At 36.0% G+C, this 24,886-nt stretch carries 24 protein-coding genes; 9 read left to right on the forward strand and 15 right to left on the reverse strand.

Annotation, left to right across the window (positions count from 1 at the left end; translation table 11 throughout):
• Nucleotides 1-52: 52 nt before the first annotated feature.
• The 3 genes from ABE048_RS16915 to ABE048_RS16925 all read right to left on the reverse strand — a co-directional run bounded on the left by ABE048_RS16915 (nucleotide 53) and on the right by ABE048_RS16925 (nucleotide 2,200).
• Nucleotides 53-805, reverse strand: coding sequence for an exodeoxyribonuclease III (locus ABE048_RS16915; RefSeq protein WP_430312443.1), 753 nt, complete (start codon nucleotides 803-805; stop codon nucleotides 53-55).
• Nucleotides 806-885: 80 nt separating this feature from the next.
• A complete protein-coding gene (murB, locus tag ABE048_RS16920; protein ID WP_430312466.1) occupies nucleotides 886-1,815 on the reverse strand; it encodes a UDP-N-acetylmuramate dehydrogenase in 930 nt (309 codons plus the stop codon).
• Between the two features lie 79 nt (nucleotides 1,816-1,894).
• Nucleotides 1,895-2,200, reverse strand: a complete 306-nt coding sequence (locus ABE048_RS16925) for a winged helix-turn-helix transcriptional regulator (protein ID WP_430312444.1) — start codon at nucleotides 2,198-2,200, stop codon at nucleotides 1,895-1,897.
• Between the two features lie 150 nt (nucleotides 2,201-2,350).
• Between ABE048_RS16925 and ABE048_RS16930 the strand changes: the two genes are divergently transcribed.
• Together ABE048_RS16930 and ABE048_RS16935 are read left to right on the forward strand one after the other, a co-directional pair.
• Nucleotides 2,351-3,217: a VOC family protein gene (locus tag ABE048_RS16930; RefSeq protein WP_430312445.1), complete on the forward strand. Its 867-nt coding sequence runs from the start codon at nucleotides 2,351-2,353 to the stop codon at nucleotides 3,215-3,217.
• Nucleotides 3,218-3,318: 101 nt separating this feature from the next.
• A complete protein-coding gene (locus ABE048_RS16935; protein ID WP_430312446.1) occupies nucleotides 3,319-3,843 on the forward strand; it encodes a YceI family protein in 525 nt (174 codons plus the stop codon).
• Nucleotides 3,844-4,372: 529 nt separating this feature from the next.
• Here the strand turns inward: ABE048_RS16935 and ABE048_RS16940 are convergent.
• Both ABE048_RS16940 and ABE048_RS16945 read right to left on the reverse strand, forming a co-directional pair.
• Complete coding sequence (locus ABE048_RS16940; RefSeq protein ID WP_430312447.1) at nucleotides 4,373-5,041, reverse strand: FMN-dependent NADH-azoreductase; 669 nt, start codon at nucleotides 5,039-5,041, stop codon at nucleotides 4,373-4,375.
• A 146-nt stretch (nucleotides 5,042-5,187) separates the two neighbouring features.
• A complete protein-coding gene (locus tag ABE048_RS16945) occupies nucleotides 5,188-5,895 on the reverse strand; it encodes a DsbA family oxidoreductase (protein WP_430312448.1) in 708 nt (235 codons plus the stop codon).
• A gap of 117 nt (nucleotides 5,896-6,012) precedes the next feature.
• Here ABE048_RS16945 and ABE048_RS16950 point away from each other — a divergent pair, with 117 nt between their 5' ends.
• Nucleotides 6,013-7,389, forward strand: a complete 1,377-nt coding sequence (locus ABE048_RS16950) for an FAD-dependent oxidoreductase (RefSeq protein WP_430312449.1) — start codon at nucleotides 6,013-6,015, stop codon at nucleotides 7,387-7,389.
• Between the two features lie 52 nt (nucleotides 7,390-7,441).
• Here the strand turns inward: ABE048_RS16950 and ABE048_RS16955 are convergent, their stop codons facing one another.
• Complete coding sequence (locus ABE048_RS16955; protein WP_430312450.1) at nucleotides 7,442-8,368, reverse strand: manganese-dependent inorganic pyrophosphatase; 927 nt, start codon at nucleotides 8,366-8,368, stop codon at nucleotides 7,442-7,444.
• A gap of 340 nt (nucleotides 8,369-8,708) precedes the next feature.
• On the opposite strand from ABE048_RS16955, the gene ABE048_RS16960 reads away from it, so the two are divergent.
• The gene (locus ABE048_RS16960; RefSeq protein ID WP_430312451.1) at nucleotides 8,709-9,515 is read left to right on the forward strand and encodes an N-acetyltransferase family protein; all 807 of its coding nucleotides are present in this window, start codon (nucleotides 8,709-8,711) and stop codon (nucleotides 9,513-9,515) included.
• Nucleotides 9,516-9,845: 330 nt separating this feature from the next.
• On the opposite strand, the gene menC is transcribed toward ABE048_RS16960, so the two are convergent.
• Both menC and ABE048_RS16970 read right to left on the reverse strand, forming a co-directional pair.
• The gene (gene menC / locus ABE048_RS16965) at nucleotides 9,846-10,952 is read right to left on the reverse strand and encodes an o-succinylbenzoate synthase (protein ID WP_430312452.1); all 1,107 of its coding nucleotides are present in this window, start codon (nucleotides 10,950-10,952) and stop codon (nucleotides 9,846-9,848) included.
• A gap of 28 nt (nucleotides 10,953-10,980) precedes the next feature.
• Entirely contained in the window at nucleotides 10,981-12,123 is a 1,143-nt protein-coding gene (locus ABE048_RS16970; RefSeq protein ID WP_430312453.1) for a M20 peptidase aminoacylase family protein, read from the reverse strand.
• Between the two features lie 100 nt (nucleotides 12,124-12,223).
• Here ABE048_RS16970 and ABE048_RS16975 point away from each other — a divergent pair, with 100 nt between their 5' ends.
• Entirely contained in the window at nucleotides 12,224-12,532 is a 309-nt protein-coding gene (locus ABE048_RS16975; protein ID WP_430312454.1) for a nucleotide pyrophosphohydrolase, read from the forward strand.
• A gap of 244 nt (nucleotides 12,533-12,776) precedes the next feature.
• On the opposite strand, the gene glpK is transcribed toward ABE048_RS16975, so the two are convergent.
• From glpK to ABE048_RS17005, 6 genes are all read right to left on the reverse strand, one after another.
• A complete protein-coding gene (glpK, locus tag ABE048_RS16980) occupies nucleotides 12,777-14,270 on the reverse strand; it encodes a glycerol kinase GlpK (RefSeq protein WP_430312455.1) in 1,494 nt (497 codons plus the stop codon).
• Between the two features lie 625 nt (nucleotides 14,271-14,895).
• Complete coding sequence (gene tatC / locus ABE048_RS16985; protein ID WP_430312456.1) at nucleotides 14,896-15,816, reverse strand: twin-arginine translocase subunit TatC; 921 nt, start codon at nucleotides 15,814-15,816, stop codon at nucleotides 14,896-14,898.
• Between the two features lie 15 nt (nucleotides 15,817-15,831).
• On the reverse strand, nucleotides 15,832-16,035 hold the full coding sequence (tatA, locus tag ABE048_RS16990) for a twin-arginine translocase TatA/TatE family subunit (RefSeq protein ID WP_430312457.1): 204 nt from the start codon (nucleotides 16,033-16,035) through the stop codon (nucleotides 15,832-15,834).
• Nucleotides 16,036-16,083: 48 nt separating this feature from the next.
• A complete protein-coding gene (locus ABE048_RS16995) occupies nucleotides 16,084-17,793 on the reverse strand; it encodes a GMC family oxidoreductase (protein ID WP_430312458.1) in 1,710 nt (569 codons plus the stop codon).
• A 17-nt stretch (nucleotides 17,794-17,810) separates the two neighbouring features.
• Nucleotides 17,811-18,569, reverse strand: coding sequence for a gluconate 2-dehydrogenase subunit 3 family protein (locus ABE048_RS17000; RefSeq protein WP_430312459.1), 759 nt, complete (start codon nucleotides 18,567-18,569; stop codon nucleotides 17,811-17,813).
• A 554-nt stretch (nucleotides 18,570-19,123) separates the two neighbouring features.
• Complete coding sequence (locus ABE048_RS17005; protein ID WP_430312460.1) at nucleotides 19,124-20,335, reverse strand: MFS transporter; 1,212 nt, start codon at nucleotides 20,333-20,335, stop codon at nucleotides 19,124-19,126.
• Nucleotides 20,336-20,564: 229 nt separating this feature from the next.
• On the opposite strand from ABE048_RS17005, the gene thrC reads away from it, so the two are divergent.
• The 4 genes from thrC (at nucleotide 20,565) to ABE048_RS17025 (ending at nucleotide 23,778) form a co-directional block, all read left to right on the forward strand.
• On the forward strand, nucleotides 20,565-21,617 hold the full coding sequence (thrC, locus tag ABE048_RS17010; RefSeq protein ID WP_430312461.1) for a threonine synthase: 1,053 nt from the start codon (nucleotides 20,565-20,567) through the stop codon (nucleotides 21,615-21,617).
• The gene (gene thrB / locus ABE048_RS17015; protein ID WP_430312462.1) at nucleotides 21,614-22,525 is read left to right on the forward strand and encodes a homoserine kinase; all 912 of its coding nucleotides are present in this window, start codon (nucleotides 21,614-21,616) and stop codon (nucleotides 22,523-22,525) included. The genes thrC and thrB overlap by 4 nt, the downstream gene beginning before the upstream one ends.
• Nucleotides 22,526-22,650: 125 nt before the next feature.
• The gene (locus tag ABE048_RS17020) at nucleotides 22,651-23,064 is read left to right on the forward strand and encodes an Rrf2 family transcriptional regulator (protein WP_430312463.1); all 414 of its coding nucleotides are present in this window, start codon (nucleotides 22,651-22,653) and stop codon (nucleotides 23,062-23,064) included.
• A 78-nt stretch (nucleotides 23,065-23,142) separates the two neighbouring features.
• Nucleotides 23,143-23,778 (forward strand): NAD(P)-dependent oxidoreductase, encoded by a 636-nt coding sequence (locus tag ABE048_RS17025; RefSeq protein ID WP_430312464.1) that lies wholly within the window; start codon nucleotides 23,143-23,145, stop codon nucleotides 23,776-23,778.
• Between the two features lie 79 nt (nucleotides 23,779-23,857).
• Here ABE048_RS17025 and zupT read toward each other — a convergent pair whose 3' ends face one another.
• Nucleotides 23,858-24,667 carry a zinc transporter ZupT gene (zupT, locus tag ABE048_RS17030; RefSeq protein ID WP_430312465.1) on the reverse strand — a complete coding sequence of 270 codons (810 nt, stop codon included), beginning with the start codon at nucleotides 24,665-24,667 and terminating at the stop codon, nucleotides 23,858-23,860.
• Nucleotides 24,668-24,886 lie beyond the last annotated feature (219 nt).

The following is a 24,886-nucleotide window of genomic DNA, read 5'->3' on the forward strand; positions in this document are numbered from 1 at the left end:
ATAAAAACACTCGCTTTTCAATTAAACGAGTGTTCCTTATTTATTCTATGTTTTATTGAATTTCTAGCATAATCGGGCAATGGTCACTACCTAAAATACTGTCATGAATCTCAGCTTTTGCAATTTTTTCTTGTAAACGATTAGAAAGGATAAAATAATCGATACGCCATCCAATATTGCGTTCACGAACTTTGTTCATATAAGACCACCATGTGTAGTGATCCGTTAAATCTGGATATAAATAGCGGAAAGAGTCTGTAAAACCTGAATTTAATAATCTTGTCATTCGTCCCCTTTCTTCAGCTGTAAAACCTGAATTACCAATATTGGATTTTGGGTTTTTCAAATCGATTTCTTCATGCGCTACGTTTAAATCACCACAGTAAATCACCGGTTTTATGCCATCTAAAAATTTTAAATATGCACGTAACTCATCTTCCCAAACCACGCGGTATTCTAAACGCGTTAAATCCCGTTTTGAGTTTGGTGTATAAACGTTTACTAAATAAAAATCTGCATATTCTAATGTAATAATACGTCCTTCTTCTTGCGTATCATTTTCTCCAACACCATATTTGACAGATAGCGGTTCATGTTTGGTAAAAATAGCTGTTCCCGAATAACCTTTTCTCTCTGCATGATTCCAAAACTGGTAATAGCCAGGCAGATCCAGTTCTACTTGTCCTGCTTGGCATTTTGTTTCTTGAATACTAAAGAAATCTGCATCCATGTCATTGAAATAATCCATAAACCCTTTTTTTAAACAAGCACGAATACCGTTAACATTCCATGATATAAATTTCATCTTCAAAAACTCCCTATGTAAAAATACGCCTTCCGTATATGACTTACGAAAGGCGCTAATTCAATCCGCTATTTAAGTTCTTATTTATTGTCAGATGATAAATCTTCCCCGACAATTTTAACTTCTGTTTCAAGATTTATATTAAATTTCTCTTTTACAGCTTTTTGTACCATATGGATTGTATTAATATATTCGGTTGCAGTTGCATTTCCCTTATTAATGATAAAACCTGCGTGCTTTTTAGAAACTTCTGCGTCTCCTATACCCTTTCCTTGCAATCCACTATCTTGAATCAGCTTACCAGCAAAATTTCCTGGTGGACGCTTGAATACACTCCCTGCTGAAGGATATTCAAGAGGTTGTTTTGATTGGCGTTTGAAAGTTAAATCAGCAATAGTTGCATCAATTATAGCTTGATCACCCTTTTGCAATTCAAAAATGGAAGATAAAACATAATAACCATTTTGGGCAATAATACTTTTGCGATAGCCTAGTTCCAATTGTTCTTTTGAAAGTTCTAGTACATCGCCACTTTGCGTTAGTACTTTGCAGCTTACAATGACATCATTAATCTCGCCGCCATATGCTCCTGCATTCATTGCCATTGCGCCACCGATAGATCCAGGAATACCACAAGAAAATTCAAGGCCAGTTAGTGATTTAGCTGCAGCTGCCTTTGAAACGTCAATGATTAATGCTCCTGATTGTGCATAAACTGTTGTGCCATCAATATTAATTTGATCTAGTTTAGAAAGATTCAATACAATCCCGCGAATACCGCCATCTCTAATGACCATATTCGAACCATTTCCTAATAAAAAGATTGGCACATTATGAAGATGTGCATATTTTACAACTTCAGCAGCTTCTTCTTCTGTAGAAGCCATGACAAAAACATCTGCATTGCCTCCGAGTTTTGTCATCGTGTAGTTTTTTAGTGGTTCATCTATTTTAACATCTTGAGGATTTACAAATGTAGATAAATCTTTGACCCATTGTTCTTTCATAATGGAAAGTCCATTCCTTTCATACTTTCTTTTCCCCTATTAAGTATGAATACACAATGCCATTTTTACAAGCAAAAATCACTTAAAGCCATCTTTTAGACCAGATTTCAATAGCATCTATTGCATCTTTTAAGTTTAACCCCATATCAGTAAGGCTATATTCAACTCGGACTGGTACTTCTGTATAAACTTGACGTTCCACAAGTCCTTCTTTTTCTAATTCTTTCAAACGTTCTGACAGTAAACGGCCACTAATAGGAAGCGCTGACTCAATTTCATTAAAACGCTTAGGTCCTTCTAATAATTCATATAATATTAGTCCAACCCAACGTTTACCGATTAAATCCATTGCTTTTGACAATCGTGGACATAGCTCTGTTTCCTTCATATTTTTCACCTCTGATAACTACATTGTACCGACAATCTAAAAAAAAGTAAACTTTCAGTAACTTAATTACTTGACGTAATCAATTTACTGTTTTATAGTAAGTTACGAAAAGTAAGTTGCTAATATTAATTTTCGAAAGGAGGAACTAATTTGACATTTAAATTAGATCCAAAAATGCAATTAGGATATGTTCAATTGCGTGTTCAATCACTTGATACTCAAAAAAGTTTTTATCAAGCATTAGGTTTCAATTTATTAAATGAAACCTCAACAGAAGTCATCTTTGGTGCAGGAAGCTCTGAACCAATTCTTATATTAACGGCTGATGAAGACGTGGTACCCAAACCACCACGTACAACTGGCCTTTACCATTTCGCTATTTTGGTACCTAGCCGTGAAGATCTTGCTTATATGGTAGGTAATCTAATGAAAATGAAAGCCCCATTCAGTGGTGCAGGTGATCACTTATACTCAGAAGCTTTCTATTTAACAGATCCTGAAGGAAATGGTATTGAAATTTACCGCGACAGACCACGAAGTGAATGGACAATTAATGATGACGGTGGAATAGATACGGATACTGTACCTGTTGATGTTGATGGCATCATGTCATTATATGATCCAGAACGTGAATGGGTAGGTTTTCCACAAGGTACAATTTTAGGACATATGCACTTAACCGTATCTGAATTAAATGATGATTTAGCACACTTCTACTTAGAAGCACTTGGTTTAGATTTAAAAACAAACTTTATGAATTCTGCTTTCTTCATGTCAGCAGGTGGCTATCACCATCATATTGCTACAAATGTTTGGAATGGTGTTGGTGCACCGTTAGCGCCAAGTATTGCTAATGGTTTAATCAACTATTCATTAAACCTTTCTTCAACAGAAGAATTAAACAAACTGAAACAAAACTTAATTGAATACCATGTTTCATTTGAAGAAGTTAATGGAAAAGTAATTGTTAAAGATCCAAATCATAACGGTATGATCTTTACCGTTAAAAATGCTTGATTCACATAAATTTTTATCTTTAATTAAAAACTCTTGATTTCGAGATAATAATGTATTATGATAAATACAACAAAACAAACATTGTTTAGGAGGAATTTAAAATGACAAAATTTAATATTGATGCAGCACACTCTAACATAGGTTTCGAAGTAAAACATATGATGATTTCAAAAGTAAAAGGTGGTTTCGATTCATTTACAGCTGATGTCGATATGAATCCAGAAGATTTAACAACTGCTTCTATTAAATTTGAAATCGATGTAAACAGCGTCAATTCAAACAATGCTGATCGCGATAACCACTTAAAATCAGCTGATTTCTTTGATGTAGAACAATTCCCTAAAATGACTTTCGTAGCAACTGATATCAAATCTGAAGGTGCTGGCGAATACAAATTAACAGGTGACTTCACTGTTAAAGACGTTACTAAACCAGTTACTTTCGATGTTGAATACGGAGGTAAAGGTACAAACCCATGGGGCGTAGAAGTTGTAGCTTTCGAAGCAACAGGTAAAATCAACCGTAAAGACTTCGGTCTAACATGGAACGCAGCACTTGAAACTGGTGGCGTACTAGTTGGCGAAGACATCAAAATCAAAATCGAATTAGAAGCTAACCCAGCGTAAATAATTCTAACTGATTAGCCCACTCCCTATTGGGAGTGGGCTTTTTTCTTCTTTGCATTAAATTGCAATCTAGCTTTTTATTGGCTCTTTGGGTTGGGTTATTCGCTCTCTGGGCCGAGTTATTCGCTCTTTGGAACGATTTATTCGCTCTTTGGGCCGATTTATTCGCTCTTTTTTAAATTGTATTCGCCCTTACAACAATTTACGTTATAAAATCCGCTTCTTCCGTTAAATTGTGTTAACTGATAGTTAACGTGGACAAAAAATCCCGACACACTAATTTGCGACAGGATTTAATTCGCTCTCTGGCTTAGGTTATTCGCTCTCTGGGCCGATTTATTCGCTCTTTTTCTAATTGTATTCGCTCTCTAGACCGGGTTATTCGCTCTTTTTTAAATTGTATTCGCTCTTACAACAATTTACGTTATAAAATCTGCTTCTTACATTAAACTGTGATAACTGATAGTTAACATGGACAAAAAATCCCGACGCACTAATTTGCGACGGGATTTAAATTATTTCTTAATTATTAAGCTGTAACAGTAAGTTCTTTTAAGCGTTTTGCTGCTGCTTTAACTTCTTCTAGACCATTTGCAATGATTTCTTGTGCTTTATCAGACATTGCATTGTGACCTTCGATAATTACTTCATCGATGATTTGCATACCGAAAATGCCACCAAATACGTTACGCATGTAATTCACAGCCATTTCCATTGGTGCTGCTTCTGGAATTGAGTAAATTCCACCGCGAGCGTTTAAAAAGATTGCTTTTTTCTCTGGCATTAAGCTTACTAAGTTACCATTTTCATCATATTTGAATGCGAATCCTGCAGCAAATACATAATCGATAAATGTATGTAATTTAGCTGGGATTGTTAAGTTCCAAAGTGGGAATGCAAATACAACTACATCAGCTGCTGTAATAGCATCCATTGCTTTTTGTTTCGCAGCAAGTGTGCGTTTTTGTAGATCTGATAATTCTTCACCACTTTGTAATTTACCAAATGCTTCAAGAAGGTCTTGTCCAAAGTATGGAGTATCTTCTTCGTACACATCATATACAGAAACATTAAGGTCAGAACCTTTGATTTCTTCCATAAATGTTTCGTACATTTTGCTTGAAATTGCTTGGTCAGCTGGACGGTTATTTGCTTTTACTACTAAAACGTTTGTCAAAATATATCTCTCACTTTTCATTCGGATTTTTAGTCTAATTTAATTAATCTCTAATTCGAGATAATTTAATTTTAAAAGAAAACACATTCTAAGTCAACGAATGTGCTTTCATACTTTCGACTGAATTTTATCTTTATTTAACGGATGATGATGTTCTCCACTAAACTTTATAGCTCACACTTGCCATCTGAGCAAATTCCAGTACCTTCTTGCCCCATCATTTTCAAGCTAGGTTGTAAGCCATCTTCTTCAGCAACTTGGCGAACTGCATTTTCAAACACTTCACCAGGTTGTGCTCCTGAAATAGCATATTTGTTATTGATGACAAAGAATGGTACTCCTCGAACACCTAATTGTGATGCTTGTTGGATATCAGTAATTACATCTGTAGCAAATGTATCATCATTTAGAACATCTTCTACAGCTTGTCGATCTAAACCAACTTCTACTGCTAAATCTACTAAAATATTTGTTAATCCGATTTCTTCCGTTTCGACAAAGTATGCACGCATTAATCGTTCGCTCATTTCAGCACCTTTACCTACAGATTCAGCATATTTTGCAAGGCGATGTGCTTTAAACGTATTTGCTGGATTCATATGTTCAAAATCATACGCTAATCCTACTTCTTGCGCACGAGCTTTAACACCTTCCGTTTGTGCTTTCGCTTGTTCAAGTGATATACCATATTTTTCTGCTAGCTCTTCATAAATACTTTGTTCAGAAGTAGCTGGTGCATCTGGATTAAGCTGATAACTTTTAAATTCTACCTCTACTTGATCTTTAAAACCTGTTTTTTCTAATGCATTTTCTAATTCTCTTTTACCAATATAGCAAAACGGACAAACATAATCTGACCATACTTCAATTTTCATTATTATTCACCTCTTGAAACCATTGTATCTGTCACTTTAATCTTTCTGCAATTTTTCTGCTTTGTATGTTTTCTTTTATATTACACATGCTATTAAAAAAAAGTAGGAGATTTATCTATGACTTCATCAATTTGGTTGCAAAATAAACGAACGAATATTAAACCGCCACTTGAGGAATCTATACAGACTGATGTTTGTATTATCGGTGGTGGCCTTAGTGGAATCATGACTGCTTATCATTTAGCAAAAGCAGGTAAAGAAGTAGTCTTACTAGAAGGGAATTCTTTACTACACGGTGCAACAGGGCATTCAACTGGAAAATTGACTGCACAACATGGTCCTGTTTACCAAACGATTATTGAAAAATTTGGACGAGAATCTGCTTTACTTTATTACGAACTTAATCAAAAGGCAATTTCTACTGCTTTGGATCTTGTAGACTCTTCTATTATTCAACCTGCAACATCTTTTTTGTATACACAAGAAGGACAAAATATTAAAAAGCTAGAAGATGAATGGGCTGCCTATAAACAATTGCATATACCAGGTACTTTTGGGGAAAAAGGAGAAATACCATATGAGATGAAGGCTTCTGTAGCAATGCTAGACCAAGCTCAAATTCATCCCGTACTTTTTGGACAAAGTATTATGGATATGGCCACTAAGGCTGGAGCAAAGTTTTATGAGAACTCTCGTGTAGCACATATTAATTTATCAAAACCTTATGTTGAATTAGAGAACAAACAAACCGTTTACTGTAAGGATTTAGTCATTTGCTCCCATTACCCACTAGAGGCTATTATCGGTTTGCAATTAGTAAAGCTCCAAGTGAACCGCTCGTATATAATTGCCTTTAAATGTTCTGAACCATATTCCGGGCAATACCTCTCTATTGATCAACCAAACCGTTCTGTCCGTACGGTTCAAATAGGTGATGATTATTACACACTACTTGTTGGTTCATCACAACGCGCTGGTTCGTCTTCAAATACGAATATTTTTTACGAAGCCATTGAAAAAGAGGCATACGGAAATTTCGCTGCTACTGATATTCGGTACAAATGGTCTGCACAAGATCCCGAAACGCCAGATTTACTTCCATATGTAGGACAAATCAGTTCAGGTCATCCAAATATATGGCTTGCTACAGGCTTTAGAAAATGGGGTATATCCAATTCGCTAGTTGCAGGGCAAATTGTTAGCGACGGGATATTAGGTCGCCCTAACTCTGGTATAGAATTATATTCTCCAAAGCATACAAAAATTGGCGATGCGCTTTTGCAAGCATTAAAAGTTGGTGGACAAACGGTAATCGATTTGGTTGGAGGATATGTAACAAGGAGTTCAATGCCTAGATGCACACACTTAGGTTGTAAAACAAGATGGAATGAAGCAGATGAGACATGGGATTGTTCATGTCATGGATCTCGGTTTGCAAAAGACGGATCTGTACTAGAAGGCCCAGCTGTAAAACCATTAAATTTAAAAAAATGAAAAAAGCTGTCCAACTCAATCTGAATTGGACAGCCTTTTCGTATTTCAAAAATTATTTTAATGCATCAGTTAATGCTGGTACGATTTGTTTTTTACGTGATACAACACCTTTTAATACAACGCGGTTATTTTCTAATGTTGCACCAAATGCTGGAGCGGCTTTTTCAGCTACTTTACCTACTGGTACAGCTACTGAGTCATTATTTAGAATATCTGTTACAACGAAGAAGAATAAATCTAAACCTTTTTCTTCAACTTCTTTATTTAGCAATGTTTCAAGTTCTGCTTGACGATCAAGAACATCATTTACATCAACAGCGTTTACTTGTGCAATAACTACTTTATTATCGCCCATAGAAAATTCTTTTGCGTCAATAGAAAGTAAATCTTCTAAAGATTTATCACTTAAATCAGCACCTGCTTTTAACATAGCAAGTCCATATTCTTCTGCATTGACACTAGCTTTTTCAGCAAGTTCTTTTGCAGCTTTTACATCTTGTTCTGTGCAAGTTGGAGATTTGAATAATAATGTATCCGAAATAATAGCTGAAAGCATTAAACCAGCATAATTTGCAGGGATTTCAACTTCATTTTCTTTGAACATTTTATTTAAAATTGTTGCTGTACAACCAACTGGTTCTGCACGATAGTACAATGGATCAGCCGTTTCAAAATTAGCGATGCGGTGGTGGTCGATTACTTCTGTAACTTGAACTTCTGTAATATCATCTGCAGATTGTTGACGTTCGTTGTGGTCAACTAAGATTACTTGAGCAGCTTCAGGAGCTACTTTGTCGACAAGACGTGGTGCCTCAAAGCCGAATTTTTCTAAAGCATAAGCTGTTTCATTGTTCGGTTCACCTAGGCGAACAGCTTCAGCTTCTACTCCAGTTTGTTGTTTTAAATATGCATATACTAATGCAGATGTAATGGTATCTGTATCAGGGTTTTTATGTCCGAAAACAAGGACTTTACTCATAATAATTCCTCCTAAAATTTATCTACAATTTTCGATTTTATTTTATCACATCTAGTAACGAAAAAGAATGATAGTTCCTTGTATCTCGCAATAATCAAAAGTCTAGATAACAATATGAAGTTTACAGTGTAAAGCATAGGTGAAAAGTAAACTTTATTGCTTGGACTGTAAAATTTGATCATCGCGATATTTGAAAAGAATAGTTACTGTGTAACACTTAGAATTAGACGTGAAATGATTTTTCTGTCAAGTGAATATCTCATGAAAAAACAGTGCAATTCATTTTCATCCTATGTTAATATTTTTATATATTATTTATCAAAAATAAAGAGGGGTTCAAATGGAAAAAAAGATTGAAAAAAAATACATACCACTAGCTGCTTATTTTGAAGCATGCACAGAAGATAAGATTACTTTGACCTTCTCTGAAATTGAAACTATTATGGGGCAACCGTTACCTAACGCCTCTTACCTAAACAAAAGCTGGTGGAAGAAAACAAAGCCACCATTAAAGCATTTTGTCGCTTGGACTGATTATGGATATAATGTATCAGAGGTGCAATTGGGCTATAATGTTACTTTTGAAAAACCAACGACAAATTTTATAAGCTCTAAGTTTGACACAAATTCCAACGACCACCCTACATATATTATTCGTCCAATTGAGTTAGACGATGCACGTGAAGTAATTAACTTATATCATCAAATATTTGCAGAATCAGATTTTATGTTACATGGAAAAGACGATAGTACTCTTTCCGTACAAGGATTCCGTAAACTCATTACTAAATGGAAGACTACAAATTCTGGTATCATTTTGGTTGCAATTATTAATGGTGAAATTGGTGGTGCCATTTCGATTGTAGGAAATACAATACCACGAACAAAACATTGCGCTTCCATCATGAATGGAGTACTTAAGAAATTTGCTAACCAAGGTATTGGCACAGCACTAATGAATGAAGCAGAAAAATGGGCACACGCAAAAAACATTACCCGTTTAGAATTATCGGTTATCAAAACAAACAAAAATGCTATTTCTCTATACGAAAAGTTTGGTTTTACAGTAGATGGACAAAGAAATAAATCGATCAAAATCGATTCAGATTATGTAGACCAACTTTATATGAGTAAAATATTTATCTAACTTAATAGATATAGAAAAGCTGATTATTCATTGATACATGATGAATAATCAGCTTTTTTATATTCACTTGAGTCAATTTCATAAATGCTTTTCGAATAAAAGACTCAATAATTCGGATAGTATGCCACTCCAGATGGCGCTTTCCGCGGGCGAGCGTTGAGCCTCCTCGGAAGCCCGTACCGTGCTTCACTGCGGGGCCTCACCTGCCTCACTTTCCCGCAGGAGTCGCCATCTTCCGCTTCATAGACAATGCTCTAATAGATATTGCATATAACAATGGACCATTTAATGTTCGTGTTTTTTATCAAATCTTTGAATTATGAAATTGATTCACTTATATTCGTTTTGCTTAACTGTATAACGTTCTAATACAGGATAATTGATTCGATACCCTATTCCAGGTTCATTTGGAATTTGAATATAGCCATCATTTACTTCGACTTCGGGTTCTATAATATCTTCATCCCAATAGTGTTTAGAGCCAGCTGTATCACCTGGTAATGCAAAATTCGATAAGGTTGTTAATGCTATTGCATGTGCTCGGCCTACACCAGCTTCAAGCATTCCTCCACACCAAACTTTTATATTGTTTTCCTTGCACAAATCATGTATTCTCTTGGCTTCGGTTAAACCCCCAACACGAGCATATTTTATATTAATGACCCCGCAACTCCCTAATTCGATAGCTGTTTTAGCATCATCATATGAACAAATACTCTCATCCAAACAAATGGGTGTTTGAATCTGCTGTTGTAATTTTGCATGTTCTAGAATATCATCTGCTGCAAGTGGTTGTTCTATCATCAATAAATTATATTGGTCTAATTCTTTTAATAATGGATAATCCTCTAATGTATAAGATGAATTAGCATCAGCCATTAAGGGAATATCAGGATATCGATTACGTATCGCACGAATAAGTGAAATATCTAATCCTGGTTTTATTTTTACCTTAATACGTTTATAGCCTTCTTTTAATGCAAAATCAATTTTCTCGTAAAGGTCTGAAATTGTCGGTTGAATACCAATACTGATTCCTACTTCTATGGCATTTCGACTTCCTCCTAAAGCTTTAGCTAAAGATAGATTATTTTGTTTTGCATATAAATCCCATATTGCCGTCTCAATTGCAGCCTTAGCCATATTATTTCGACGAATCGAACGGAACAGTTGGCTTATTTCAGACGGATGTCCTATTTCCTTATGCAGTACCATTGGCACGAGAAAATCTTCTAAAATATGCCAGCTTGTTTTCATCGTTTCTTCTGTATACCAAGGTACTTCAAAAGCTACTCCTTCTCCATAGCCTGTTAATCCGTTTTCATCTTTTACTTCTACAATTAAAAATTGTTTATCCTGCACCGAACCAAAGCTTGTTACAAATGGCGATTTCATACGCATTTTTAGTTGTCGAATGGTCACATGATCAATCTTCAACGTCACCACTCTCCTAATCTTCATTGTGTTATTTGGGTTCCTTCAATTTGGCATATTCAAATGCACATAAAACAGTTCGTGTTAAAATCTCTACTCCTGTAATTAATTGTTGTCTATTAAATGTCATTTTAGGATGATGCAACCCAGGTTTTAAGTTACAACCAACACCTAACATCGTGGCTTTAACATTGGGGCGTTCTAAAGTATAAAAGTGGAAGTCCTCTCCACCTGGTGAGAAAAGAGGTGGTCTTATTTTTTCATGCCCAACAGATTGAATAATTGCATGTTCTAAAATTTCCTGTGCTTCCTCATTCACTTTTGCTGCTACAATATCCGTCAAAACCTTCAATACAATACTTGCATCATACAATTTACTAATTGCTGCTACTATCCGATGAATATCATCAACAAGTTCTTTCATACCTTCGTTCGTTTGTGCTCTTACATCTAAATTAATAAAAGCTTTCCCCGGAATAATATTCCCTGATTCTCCACCAGAATGAAATCTTGTAACCTTTACAGAATAAGGAATCATCGTATCAATATGAATTGATTTTAACGCTTCAACTAAGCTGCTTCCAATTTCAATCGCATTTTTCCCTAAATGTGGTCTAGCAGCATGAGCCTCTACTCCATAAATTTCTGCAGCAATCATCATCGATGCACCATGGTGTATCGCTGGTGAAAAAGTTCCATCTTCTAACTCTTGAATCGGTCTTAAATGAACACCAAACAAATAGTCGATATCATCTATAAGACCTTTTTCTACAAAAGATAGGGCACCCTCACCTTTTTCTTCAGCAGGTTGGAATAATACTCGTAAAGTACCTTTAAATTGTGTTTTAAGTTTTTTAATCAATAAGAGCACACCTATAATCATCGTCATGTGCCCATCATGTCCACAAGAATGGTGCGCCCGCATTTCCCCATCCACTTCTTGCAATAATGCATCCATATCTGTACGTAAACCAATAACTGGCTTACCGTGACCAATTTCCACATATAATCCTGTGCTATTTGAAAAGGTACGCACCTCATAGCCTTCTTGCTTTAAAAGATTGGTGATATAAGTTGTCGTATTATATTCTTGCCAAGCAATCTCCGGATTAGCATGTAAATAGTCGAATATCTCTTTTAGCCTCGGCTCTATATCCTTCAATTGTGTTTTCATCTATAATCCCGTCCTTTTAAACATTTAGTAGCAACTTTCTATTTCGACAAATTTCTATATAATGAACTTATTATATTCTTTATCGAAAGTGGGTTACAATATGCAAGAAATAACGAAAGAAGTTTTAAAGTTCCGTAATGATCGTGGCTGGGCCGACAACCATGATGTAAAAAATTTAGCCATTTCCATCTCACTTGAAGCAAATGAACTGCTGGAATGTTTTCAATGGACAAACGCTGAAGAATCCATTGCGAAAGATAAACAAGCGATTGTCGATGAAATGGCAGATGTCTTAATATATCTTATTCAGATGGCTGATTGTATGCACGTGGATTTAGAAAAAGCAGTCAAAGATAAATTAGTAAAAAATGCAATCAAATATCCGCTACCCGAAAAAAAGACATACTAGCAAAGAAGTTACAAAGTAAAGTTCATTTGGGCAACTTCTATACATATCAGCACTTCTAAACCCGATATATAAAACTAAAGCCTTTTGGTGTTAGCCTATCTCTTGATAAACTTTATTTAACGTTAGGTTCAATATATCCGTATAAAACATACTAGCAAAATATTTCCATAAATAATATCAAAAAAAGCTTGCCACTTTATAGTAGTAGCAAGCTTTTCTATTCAACTAAGTTCTCAAAATTTTACTATTTAAACGCTTGTGCAGCACGAATGGCTTTTTGCCAACCAGTGTATAATTCTTGGCGTCTTTGTTCATTCATTTTTGGATTAAATTGTTTGTTTAAATTCCAGTGTTTTTTAATAGTTTCTGTGTTTTCCCAGAATCCAACTGCAATTCCTGCGAGATATGCAGCCCCTAGAGCTGTTGTTTCGCTAATAGATGGACGCTCTACAGGAACATTCAATAAATCAGATTGGAACTGCATTAAGAAGTTATTCGCAACAACTCCACCATCTACACGCAAAGTTTTTAAAGAGAGACCCGAGTCTACTTCCATTGCATCTAATACATCTTTTGTTTGATATGCAAGAGATTCTACGGTTGCACGGATAAAATGTTCTTTTTGAGTTCCACGAGTTAAGCCAAATACTGCTCCTCTAACATCACTATCCCAGTATGGAGTGCCTAAACCAACAAATGCAGGGACTACATACACTCCTTCAGTAGAATCGACCTTTTCTGCATAACGTTCACTTTCTGCAGCCGTTCGGAACATGCGTAAACCGTCTCGTAACCATTGAATAGCTGAACCTGCTACGAAAATACTACCTTCTAATGCGTAATTTACTTTACCATCAATACCCCAAGCAATAGTAGTTAATAAACCATTTTCAGATATAACCGCTTGCTCGCCAGTGTTCATCAACATGAAGCAACCAGTCCCATAAGTGTTCTTAACCATCCCTTTTTCAAAGCATGCTTGGCCAAATAGTGCTGCTTGTTGATCCCCTGCTACACCAGCGATTGGAGCCTCTTGTCCGAAGAAATGAGTGGTACTTGTTGTTCCATAGATTTCAGATGAAGGACGAACTTCTGGTAGCATAGAAGAAGGTACTCCTAGAATATTTAATAATTCCTCATCCCACTTTAATTCATGGATATTATACATTAATGTTCGTGACGCATTGGAATAATCCGTAACATGTACTTTACCACCTGTTAACTTCCAAATTAGCCAAGTATCAATAGTACCAAATAATAGATCGCCGTTTTCAGCCTTAGCACGGGCTCCTTCAACATGATCTAATATCCATTTTACTTTTGTACCCGAGAAGTATGCGTCGATTAAAAGACCCGTTTTTTTACGAAATAAATCGCTATATCCTTTCCCTTTTAATTCTTCACATATTTCTGCAGTTTGGCGTGATTGCCATACAATTGCATTGTATACGGGTACTCCAGTATTTTTATCCCATACAACGGTTGTTTCTCTTTGATTTGTAATACCAATACCTTTAACTTGGTCAGCGCTTACATTCTTTTCAGACAGTACACTAGCAATAACCGATAGAATAGAACTCCAAATTTCTTCCGGATTATGTTCTACCCAACCTGCTTGTGGGAAATATTGTGGAAATTCTTTTTGTGCAGTATGGAAGATGTTACCTAACTCATCAAATAAAATTGCACGAGAACTAGTCGTACCTTGATCTAAAGCCATAATATACTTTTCAGACATGATATTCCCCCTGTTTAAATCAATTTCATAATACAAAATCCATAAAAAATATAACATTTATTGATATCCAGTTTTATTCAGTGTGGAGCGAAAGACGGCGACTCCTTGAAATTCATTCAAATTCCTAGTAAAAAAGATGAAAATTTATAATAAAAATCTGGTATTGCTATCTCTGTTGATGTGGAATTAGCGAAGACTCCTGCGGGAATGCGAGCCAGACGAGACCCCACAGCGAGATTTTCTCTGCGACGAAGCTAGCGAAGCGATGCAGGAGCACAAGCGAGGAGGCTTGTCAGTTCGCCCGCGGAAAGCGAAGCTAATTCCACATCACAGTGAAAATGGAGTTACGAAATTGATTCATTTATATAATTATTTCACCAATGAGGTAAGTATACAAAATAAACAATCATCGTACCAAAATTTCTCGTTTTATAATTTATTGCAACTATAAAAAGACCACATATTCGAGAATTGCAATTATGCAAATTCTTTATATGTGGTCTCTAAAATTTAACCAATGTAAAAGGCTCATCCAACTGCTAATTTCAAATGAATGAGCCTAAACTCAAACCATTTATCGAAGGTTCATCATTGGACAAGCCGGATAGAAGTGAAATGACTAAAACTATGAGTTAGAACTCCCCTCTTCCATTTTCGCAACTTGTTTATGTTCGATTTTTTTTACTAATAAAATACTGATTTCATATAATAATATCATTGGAATAAGTAGAATGATTTGGCTGAAAAAGTCTGGAGAAGGTGTAATTAATGCAGAAAGAACACCCATAATAACATACGCCCATCTTCTGGTCTTTTTGATCGTCTCCGAAGTCAGAATTCCTATTGTCGATAAAAACATCGCTATAATCGGTAATTCAAACATCAAACCTACAGGTACAGTAGTCAAAATAAGAAAACTCATATACTGACTAGCTGAAATCATTACGTTAAAGTTTGATTCACCTATTCCAACAAGAAAATCGTAACTTAGCGGGTGTAGAACAAAATAACCAAATGCTATACCCATTATAAATAAAACAAGCATTACTGGAGAATATAATCCTAGAAATCCTTTTTCATTTTCCTTCAATCCTGGTTTAATAAAAGTCCATACAAAATGCATTAAGAAGGGTAAGGATAGACCCAGTGCTAATGTAGTAGAGATTGACATATAGAATTTAATCACTTCAAGTGGGCCTAAAATGACCAATTTATGTCCTCTTGTTACATATGGAAGCCATTTATTCACAGTAGACAGTACAATGATGAAAAATACAATAAAAATAGCTATACCTTTAATTAATTGTTTTCTTAGGTCAGCTAAATGTTCAACAAATGCCTTACTTACATTAGCTAAAGGATGATCATCGATTACTTCTTCCTCTTGTTCAATATTTGCAAGAAAAGTAGATTCAGCCTCAGAGACTTCTGTTTCATGAGAAGTCTCATCCACTGTTTGTTCTTTCTCTATTTCTTCTATATTATCATCACTAATTTTATCCAAAGGGCTGAGTACTTTTTTTGCATTTTCTTCATACGGATCCATACGAACACCCTCTAGTTAAATTTCCTTTTTATCAGAAGTTGATTTTTCCTTTTTCGTATCATCATCATCTTCTATCAAACCCCGAGTTGACTTTTTAAATTCTGAAAAAGTTTTACCTACTGCAGCTCCAATTTCAGGCAATTTCCTTGGACCAAAAACGATTAATACAATTATTAAGATAACGATTAACCCTGGAACGCCAATTGCATTAAACCCCATGGCTCAATCCTCCTTTTTCGGTTCATTGGTTTAATAACTATACTGTTATTAAACTAATGAACCACCTTTTTTAGAGTATTTAATAATACCTTCAGCACAACGAAATGCTAAAGCACCTACTGTATCAGTTGGGTTAAAACCAGAGTTATGAGCAAATGCACCAGCACCAACTGCAAATAGATTTTCGCAATCCCAATGTTGTAGATAGTTATTAACAACGCCTTCATCTGGTGTTTTACTCATGACAGTACCACCCGTATTGTGAGTAGATTGGTAAGGTACAATGTTGTAGTTTGTAAGTTCTCCACGAACTTCAACTTTTTTAGAACCCATTTCTTTTAGGATATCTCCACATTTTGCAGAAATGAATTTGTGTAGTTTTTTATCTTGATCAGTGAAATCATAGTTTACTTGTAATAATGGAACACCGTAGACATCCTTGTATCTATTGTCTAAAGTCAAGAAGTTTTCTTTGTAAGGAATCGAAGCACCTTGACCTGCAACACTTAATGAACGTGTATAGTTCGTAATAGAATCTTTTTTGAATGCCGCTCCCCATGTTGGTGTATCGATATGTGTTGGGTTATTCCCAATAGGACGGAGACCTAATTGCGTTAACGCAATATTAGCACCGTGGATAAATCCTAGTTTAGAGTGATCGAAGTTATCACCATTAAAGTCATCTAAACATTCACCTAGTGATCCTGCTCCCATAAATACATTGAATTGTTCATCAAAGAATCCTGTTGCTCCCGGCATAATTTGATAGCAATAGTTACGTCCAAGTGTACCTCTACCGGTGGCAGGATCATACATTGTACCAATTTTGGATAGCATTAATAACTTTGCATTGTTCATCATGTATGAAGTTAGTACAACAACATCTGCAGGTTGGATAAATTCTTCGCCTGTAACTGTATCTATATATCTAACACCTGTTGCTTTACCACCTTTCGTTAGAACCTCAACAACATTCGAGTCAAAACGCACTTCAAATTTTCCGGTTTTCAAAGCAGCTGGAATAACTGCTACTTCTGGAGAAGATTTTGCACCATATTCACAACCGAAACGTTCACAGAAGCCACAGTATTGGCAAGCATTAATTGTTTCACCGTATGGGTTTTTGTATGGTGCAGACAAGTTTGCTGAAGGTATCATGTATGGATGGTAGCCTAATTTTTTTGATGCTTTTTCGAACTTTTGAAGCAATGGTGTTTTTTTCATAGGTCCGTTTGGATATTTATCTGAACGTTTTGGTCCTAGAGGGTTCTCTTCACCACTAATTCCTGCAGTTTTTTCGAATTTATCGAAGTATGGCTCCATCTGATCATAGTTCAGCCCCCAGTCTTGGTATTGGTAACCTGCTCCTAAGAAATTCTTGCCATATTTTTTATCCGTCATGGTCTTGACCTCAAAGTCATATGGCATGAAACGGAATGTTTGTCCATTCCAGTGAGTGCCAGCACCACCAAGACCTTCGCCCAGTAAGAATGAACCTAATTGGCGCATAGGTAATGCTTGTTGTTTACGATTGTTACGGAAAGTAACCGTTTCTTTTGATAAATCTTGCATTAAATCATAACGAATTGCATAACGGTATTCATCATGCACGTTGGCAAAATTTACAGTCCCACGTGATTTACCTCTTTCAAGTCCTACAACTTTCATGCCAGCTTTTGTACATTCAGCAGCAACAATACCGCCTGTCCAACCAACACCGACAGTTACAACATCAACTTTTGGCATAGTTTTAGCCATTGTTACAACCTCCTAAATTAATGCATCCCTAGTGATCTAGGTTCAATTTTTTGGAATCCTGGCTTTTCAATCACGTTAATATAAGACATTTGGTGACCAGGAAAACCTTTCATTTTCCAGCCTTCCATGTTTCTATTACCACCATACAGTGGATCAGAATATGCACCTTCTAACGTTGCTGAACGAAGTAAGTTAAAGAAGAAGCTTGCAGTAACACCTTGCATTTTAACTTCATCTTTTTGGAAAGCGGTTAAAATCACATCGCGTTCTTTATCTGAAATATCTGTGAAGCTTTTGTTGTAACGTTTTTGAGCCTCAGTATCCAATTTTTCAATACCTTGTCTGAAGATATCTGCACGGGTTAAACGAGTTTGATAACCTTGTGTAGGTAAACCTACACTGAAAGGTCCTTGCATATATTCTTTTGAGTTACTACCATATTGTCCTGCTAATTGACGGTCGATAAAATAAGGCACACCTAAATCGATAGCACCTGGTCCCAAATCGTCTTTAGGGAAGATACGTTCAGTTGCAGTAGCTACAATGTTAAAATCTTTATCTGTAGTAAAGAACATTTTACCTTCGCTCGTTTCAGCTGTTTTGTTCGTGGTATTGTGTGGGCCGATGTTTGAAGGTTTGGTTGGCACAGCTGTTTTGTTCGTGTTATAGCCAATCAATCCACCGATTAAACCTCCACCGATTAATGTTCCTGTAGCAATACCGGTTGTTTTCAGGAAGTCACGTCTTGAAATATCTTTATTGTCTTTGTTGCTCATTTTAAGAACCCTCCCTCTTAAATAGTAGAAATAATCATTTCTACTCGAGTTACTTTGAAAACACTTACTCTTAAGCCTAAGTATTTCCCGATTTGCTAGTGTTCTAATCTTGTCTATTCATAAAAGTTATAAAAAACATCACATTTTAAGTTATTGAATTCACAAAGTACAAATATCTAGTACAAGAATTACCCTGTGTATTAGACAAAAAGAGACTGTACAAACTCGTAGAATTTCGAATTTTAAAGCCAGATTGATGACTTAAATTGTCTGTTTCGTGGATACATTCCATATTTTTGTGGATAGGAATTCTTATTTCGTGGATAAAACATGATTTTCTGTGGATTGAGAGCTGAGTTTCGTGGATTGAACCGATTCTAACTGAATATGTCTGTTTATATATTAAAAATAACAAAAGGTATCGAGAGAACGTCATCTCGATACCTTTCGCCGATAATCTGGAGACTGGCATTTTGTATTTGCCGGTCTTTTGAATTCTATATTTAGTTATTATTTGATTTTCTGTCCTAAGATTAATAACATCGATCCGAACATCATTGTAAGATTTCTTGTTTTGTTTCTTTTCCTAAGGATAGTATTGCTACGATTCCAATTATAATTGCTACACAAAAAATAGAGAAAATCCACCCAATAGAAACTTCTTTTGCCATTAATGATCCAACAAGTAATGGCCCAAAAATTCCGCCTAATCGGCCAACCGAAGCTGCCATCCCTACCCCAGTGCCTCTTATAACAGTTGGATATTGTTCAGGAGTATAGGCATAGAGTGCGCCCCATGCTCCTAAGTTAAAGAATGATAATAACATTCCGGAAACTATTAGAATCCATGTTACATCTGTTAAACCGAATATAAGAGCACTAATAGCTGTACCAAATAAATAGGTAGCTAATACGAATTTTCTCCCTACCTTTTCAATCAGCCATGCAGCAGTGAAATACCCTGGTAACTGTGCTAACGTCATGACTAGAACATATTCGAAACTTTTAATTAGACTAAAACCTTTCAAAACCATGACGCTTGGTAACCATAAAAACATTCCATAATAAGAAAATACAACTGTGAACCAAACAATCCATAACATAAGCGTTGGTTTCACATAAGGTTTTGACCAAACATCTTTTAGATTCTGTAATACACTTCTTGATGGATTCTTATTCGCTGTAAATTGTTGTGAGTCAGGTAAATGTAACCGTAAGTATACTGCATAAATCGCTGGAATTGCTGTTAAGATAAGTGCTACGCGCCAACCATATTGTGGAATTACAAAGTACGAAATAAGTGCTGCTAATAACCATCCTACAGCCCAGAAGCTTTCTAATAATACGACAACTCTTCCTCTTTCATGGGCTTCTACATTTTCAGAAACTAATGTCGAGGCAACTGGTAATTCCCCACCAAGACCCATTCCGACGAAAAAGCGTAATACCATAAAAATAGTTAAAGTAGATGAAAAAGCGGACAATCCACTTGCTACTGAAAAAATAACTAATGTCCAAATAAATACAGACTTTCGACCAATCCGGTCAGCAAAAATACCAAATACTAAGGCACCTACTGCCATACCAATTGAGTTTACACTCCCGATCCACCCCATCTGTTCAGTTGTTAAATTCCAATCTTTTGCAAGTGCTGCAATAATAAATGATAGAATCCCAACATCAAGTGCATCAAATAGCCAACCGATACCTGCTACACCTAGTAATTTATTGCGTGAAACCGACTGTACATTTACTACTTGTCTCATAACTATACACGCCTCCATGTGTCTTTACACTTGTAAACTAACTTGTAAATATAACTATACACAGAAATATATTTTGTGACAAGATGTAAAATAAATTCAAATAGTTTCGAAAATTTATATAGAAGCTATTGAAAACAAGACCTAAAATGCGTTAAAATGTCTCTTATAGAAAAACAATTGTATTTTTAGAATGAACATAAAAAGATTTATAAAAAGGAGAATGTTACATATGTGGAAGGGCCTTTTAGATCACTATAAAGAATTTTTACCTGTAACAGACAAAACACCTGCTTTAACATTACATGAAGGTAATACACCTCTTATTCATTTAGATACATTATCAAAAGAGCTAGGAATTGATTTGCATGTGAAATTTGAAGGATTAAATCCAACTGGCTCCTTTAAAGACCGTGGAATGGTAATGGCTGTAGCAAAGGCAATCGAGGAAGGTAGTAAATGTGTCATTTGCGCTTCAACTGGTAACACTTCTGCCGCTGCTGCTGCATATGCTGCTCGCGCAGGTATCCAAGCAATTATTGTAATTCCAAAAGGAAAAGTTGCAGCTGGTAAACTTGCTCAAGCTTACATGTACGGTGCGAAAATCATTGAAATCGACGGTAACTTTGACGAAGCATTACAAGTTGTGCGAGATATTAGTGAAACAACGGCCGTTACATTGGTTAACTCTGTAAACCCATATCGATTAGAAGGACAAAAAACGGCTGCATTTGAAGTTTGCGATCAGTTAGGTGATGCACCTGATATTCTAGCTATTCCCGTTGGTAATGCCGGTAACATTAGTGCTTACTGGAAAGGTTTCAAAGAATACCATGAGAAAAAAGGAACAAAATTACCAAAGATGTTTGGCTTCGAAGCTGAAGGTGCTGCTGCAATCGTAAAAGGTGAACCAATAGCACATCCTGAAACAATTGCAACTGCTATTCGTATCGGTAATCCAGCAAGTTGGAAGTTAGCGGAAGCTGCGCGTGATGAATCTGAAGGTAAAATTGGATCAGTTACAGATGAAGAGATTTTAAATGCATATCGCCAAATTGCTTCTAAAGAAGGCGTTTTTGCTGAACCAGGATCTGCTGCTTCAGTTGCAGGAGTCTTCCAATCAGTTGCAAATGGTTCTATTCCAAAAGGTAGTCGTGTAGTTGCCGTATTAACAGGTAATGGATTAAAAGATCCAGATACAGCTGTGAAAGCTTCCGTTGTTGACATGGTTTCATTACCAAATGACGAAGAAGAAATTCGCAAATATATTGAGGGATTAGTATGAGTAGAAAATGGTCAATTTCTGTCCCTGGTAGTACAGCTAACCTCGGACCAGGATTCGATTCAATAGGATTAGCTTTAGGTCTATATCTTAATTTAGATGTTACAATCCATGACCGATGGGAATTTGTTCATCATTCAGTTCACCTTCCAGAAAAATTCACAGTAGAAGATCATTTAATTTATAAAGTAGCAAATGAAACTGCAGAACGCTATAACGTTAGTTTACCTCCTTGTAAAGTTGATATGTGGAGTGAATTGCCTTTAGCTCGTGGACTTGGTAGTAGTGCTTCTGCAATTGTAGCTGGTATTGAAATTACAAATCAAATATGCGACTTAAACCTAACGATTGATGAACGTTGTCGTTTAGCTTCTAAAATGGAAGGACACCCAGATAATGCATCTGCTTCTGTATGTGGTGGTCTAACAATTGGCGCAACATTACCAAATGGACAACTTGAATTAATTAACGTACAAGATATTGACGCAGCATTTGCTGTTTTTATTCCAAATGTAAAATTGAAAACGGAAGAAGCTCGTAAAGTGTTACCTGCAAATTATGATAAAGCTTATGCAGTTCATGCAAGTGCAAACGCTAATATGCTAACTGCTGCGTTAATATTAAAAGATTACAAACGTGCAGGTGAATTTATGGAACATGATTTGTTCCACGAGCCTTTCCGCGCAAATTTAATTCCAAACTATCATGAAATCCGACAAATAGCTAAAGACGCGGGAGCTTATGGTACTGCTATTAGTGGTGCTGGCCCTACTCTCATCTCACTTATTTCTAAAGACCGTGTAGAAAGCTTTGTTGCGAGAATGAAGCCATTATTCCCAAGCTATGATATTAAAGCTGTACACGTCGATACAAAGGGTGTACAAGTAACAATCTCAGAACTTGTTGAATAATTTATTTACCGAGTGCCATCATAAAATGGTGCTCGTTTTTTTCTGTCTAGATGGAAACTCACGAACATTTTATTTGACATTCCGTCCAGTTGTAACTATGATAGTTACAAACAGGTGGTGAGCCCATGGTAAACAGTCGGTTCTCTGTCGCTATTCACATACTTTCATTGATTGCTTCGACAAAAGATACACATACATTAACATCAGATTTTATCGCTAGTAGTGTCAATACAAATCCAGTTGTGATTCGACGTATTTGTAGTCAGTTGAAAAAAGCGGGTTTAATCGCTTCACATGCGGGAATATCAGGTTATGATCTTATGGTATCTCCAAAGGACATTACATTATTAGATATCTATCGTGCTGTACAAGCACCCGAAGATTTATTTGCCATTCATGACAAACCAAATCCTAATTGTGCAGTTGGTAAACAAATACAATCAACATTAGATGATGTATTCTGTTCCGTACAGCAAGCAATGGAAAGTAAATTAGAAGAAGAGACATTACAAGACGTTTTAGATCATCTCTTTCCATAAGGGACGGTCTATTTTCTCGCCCAACCTGTAACTAGATTTGTTACATTTGACAAACACCCATTTTAGGAGGAATTTATAATGAAAATTGGAATTATCGGCGCAACAGGTAAAACAGGTAGCAGAATTATATCAGAAGCAGTATCACGTGGTCATGAAGTGACAGCAATCGTTCGTAACGCTTCAAAAATACAAGATCAATCAGTAGTAACATTAGAAAAAGATGTATTTGACTTAACAACAGCAGATATTAATGGATTCGATGTTGTGGTAAATGCTTTTGGAGCACCAATCGGTCAAGAAACTCTTCACGTAGAAGCAGGCCGTCATTTAATTGAAATCTTCAAAGATGCCAAAAACACTAAATTATTTGTGGTTGGTGGCGCAGGTAGCCTATTTGTAGATCCTGAAAAAACGGTACGTGTGATCGAAACACCTGATTTCCCTGATATGTTTAAAGCAACTGCATCTAACCAAGCTCAAAACTTAGCAGATTTACAAGCTTCTACTATTACTTGGACATTCTTAAGCCCATCAGCATTCTTCGATCCTGAAGGCCCACGCACAGGTAAGTATATCGAAGGAAAAGATCACTTATTAGTAAATGAACAAGGTGAAAGCTACGTATCATATGCTGACTTCGCAATCGCAGTACTAGATGAAATCGAAAACCCAAAACACGTAAACGAACGCTTTACAGTGGCATCAAACAAATAATTATATGTTAAACAAAAAGGGAACTACATTGGTGAAATAAATAACTGATGTAGTTCCCTTTCTTATTTTCATTTTTTCTTTATGTCAATAATACTAAACTTATGGCCATCACAATCATGCCTAAAACAACACCATAAATAGATGAATGTGCTTCATCATATTTTCGTGCAGCTGGTAATAATTCATCCAATGAAATAAAGACCATAATCCCAGCAACTCCAGCGAAAATCATCCCAAACATTACATCATTCAAAAATGGCATTAAAAGTAGATATGCTACAAAAGCTCCAACTGGTTCTGCCAAACCAGATAAGAATGATAGTTTAAATGCTTTCTTGCGGTTACCTGTTGCAAAGAAAATCGGTACAGATACAGCAATCCCTTCTGGAATATTATGAATAGCTACAGCAATAGCAATAGCTAAACCAAGATTTGGATCATTTAAAGCTGAAACAAATGTTGCAATCCCCTCTGGAAAATTGTGAATACCAATTGCTAATGCTGTGAAGATTCCCATTTTCATCAGTTTTGCATAATCGTCATTTGATGGACCCTTTTGCAAATCTTCTACCATCTTCACTTCATGAGGATTTCCTTGCTTCGGAATAAGTTTATCAATCAATGCAATTAGCAGCATCCCACCGAAGAATCCTATTACTGTTAATAAGTAACCTTGCCTCGTCCCTAATTCATTTACAAGTGCAAGCTTAGCCTTTACGAAAATCTCCACAAGTGACACATAAATCATGACACCTGCTGAAAACCCTAGTGCAAATGATAAAAACTTTGTGTTTGTCCTCGAAGTAAAGAATGCGATAAGGCTTCCAACACCTGTTGCTAATCCAGCAAATAAAGTTAACCCCAGTGCATATAAAACACTTCCATCCATCCGCATACCTCTCTTATTTAGACGTTTTGTTCATTGTATGCAGAGTGTTTCCTGTATGCAACTTTATTTCATATAGAAAAATAACCTTACTTTTACAAGATGGCACTGAAAAAGGCAAAATAGATGAATATTTATATTAATATTTTGTATATAGCTATCTATATTAAAGTGGAATTGGCTTCGCTTTCCGCGGGCGAGCGGCGAGCCTCCTCGGGGCAA

This window comes from Rummeliibacillus pycnus (genome assembly GCF_050459865.1).
In the GTDB taxonomy this organism is placed as follows: domain Bacteria; phylum Bacillota; class Bacilli; order Bacillales_A; family Planococcaceae; genus Rummeliibacillus; species Rummeliibacillus pycnus_B.

Coding starts and splice junctions, on each gene's coding strand:
- ABE048_RS16915 (WP_430312443.1), bottom strand. CDS start 805: ATGAAATTTATATCATGGAATGTTAACGGTATTCGTGCTTGTTTAAAA.
- ABE048_RS16925 (WP_430312444.1), bottom strand. CDS start 2,200: ATGAAGGAAACAGAGCTATGTCCACGATTGTCAAAAGCAATGGATTTA.
- ABE048_RS16935 (WP_430312446.1), top strand. CDS start 3,319: ATGACAAAATTTAATATTGATGCAGCACACTCTAACATAGGTTTCGAA.
- ABE048_RS16940 (WP_430312447.1), bottom strand. CDS start 5,041: ATGAAAAGTGAGAGATATATTTTGACAAACGTTTTAGTAGTAAAAGCA.
- ABE048_RS16945 (WP_430312448.1), bottom strand. CDS start 5,895: ATGAAAATTGAAGTATGGTCAGATTATGTTTGTCCGTTTTGCTATATT.
- ABE048_RS16950 (WP_430312449.1), top strand. CDS start 6,013: ATGACTTCATCAATTTGGTTGCAAAATAAACGAACGAATATTAAACCG.
- ABE048_RS16955 (WP_430312450.1), bottom strand. CDS start 8,368: ATGAGTAAAGTCCTTGTTTTCGGACATAAAAACCCTGATACAGATACC.
- ABE048_RS16960 (WP_430312451.1), top strand. CDS start 8,709: ATGGAAAAAAAGATTGAAAAAAAATACATACCACTAGCTGCTTATTTT.
- ABE048_RS16970 (WP_430312453.1), bottom strand. CDS start 12,123: ATGAAAACACAATTGAAGGATATAGAGCCGAGGCTAAAAGAGATATTC.
- ABE048_RS16975 (WP_430312454.1), top strand. CDS start 12,224: ATGCAAGAAATAACGAAAGAAGTTTTAAAGTTCCGTAATGATCGTGGC.
- glpK (WP_430312455.1), bottom strand. CDS start 14,270: ATGTCTGAAAAGTATATTATGGCTTTAGATCAAGGTACGACTAGTTCT.
- tatC (WP_430312456.1), bottom strand. CDS start 15,816: ATGGATCCGTATGAAGAAAATGCAAAAAAAGTACTCAGCCCTTTGGAT.
- tatA (WP_430312457.1), bottom strand. CDS start 16,035: ATGGGGTTTAATGCAATTGGCGTTCCAGGGTTAATCGTTATCTTAATA.
- ABE048_RS16995 (WP_430312458.1), bottom strand. CDS start 17,793: ATGGCTAAAACTATGCCAAAAGTTGATGTTGTAACTGTCGGTGTTGGT.
- ABE048_RS17000 (WP_430312459.1), bottom strand. CDS start 18,569: ATGAGCAACAAAGACAATAAAGATATTTCAAGACGTGACTTCCTGAAA.
- ABE048_RS17005 (WP_430312460.1), bottom strand. CDS start 20,335: ATGAGACAAGTAGTAAATGTACAGTCGGTTTCACGCAATAAATTACTA.
- thrC (WP_430312461.1), top strand. CDS start 20,565: ATGTGGAAGGGCCTTTTAGATCACTATAAAGAATTTTTACCTGTAACA.
- thrB (WP_430312462.1), top strand. CDS start 21,614: ATGAGTAGAAAATGGTCAATTTCTGTCCCTGGTAGTACAGCTAACCTC.
- ABE048_RS17020 (WP_430312463.1), top strand. CDS start 22,651: ATGGTAAACAGTCGGTTCTCTGTCGCTATTCACATACTTTCATTGATT.
- ABE048_RS17025 (WP_430312464.1), top strand. CDS start 23,143: ATGAAAATTGGAATTATCGGCGCAACAGGTAAAACAGGTAGCAGAATT.
- zupT (WP_430312465.1), bottom strand. CDS start 24,667: ATGGATGGAAGTGTTTTATATGCACTGGGGTTAACTTTATTTGCTGGA.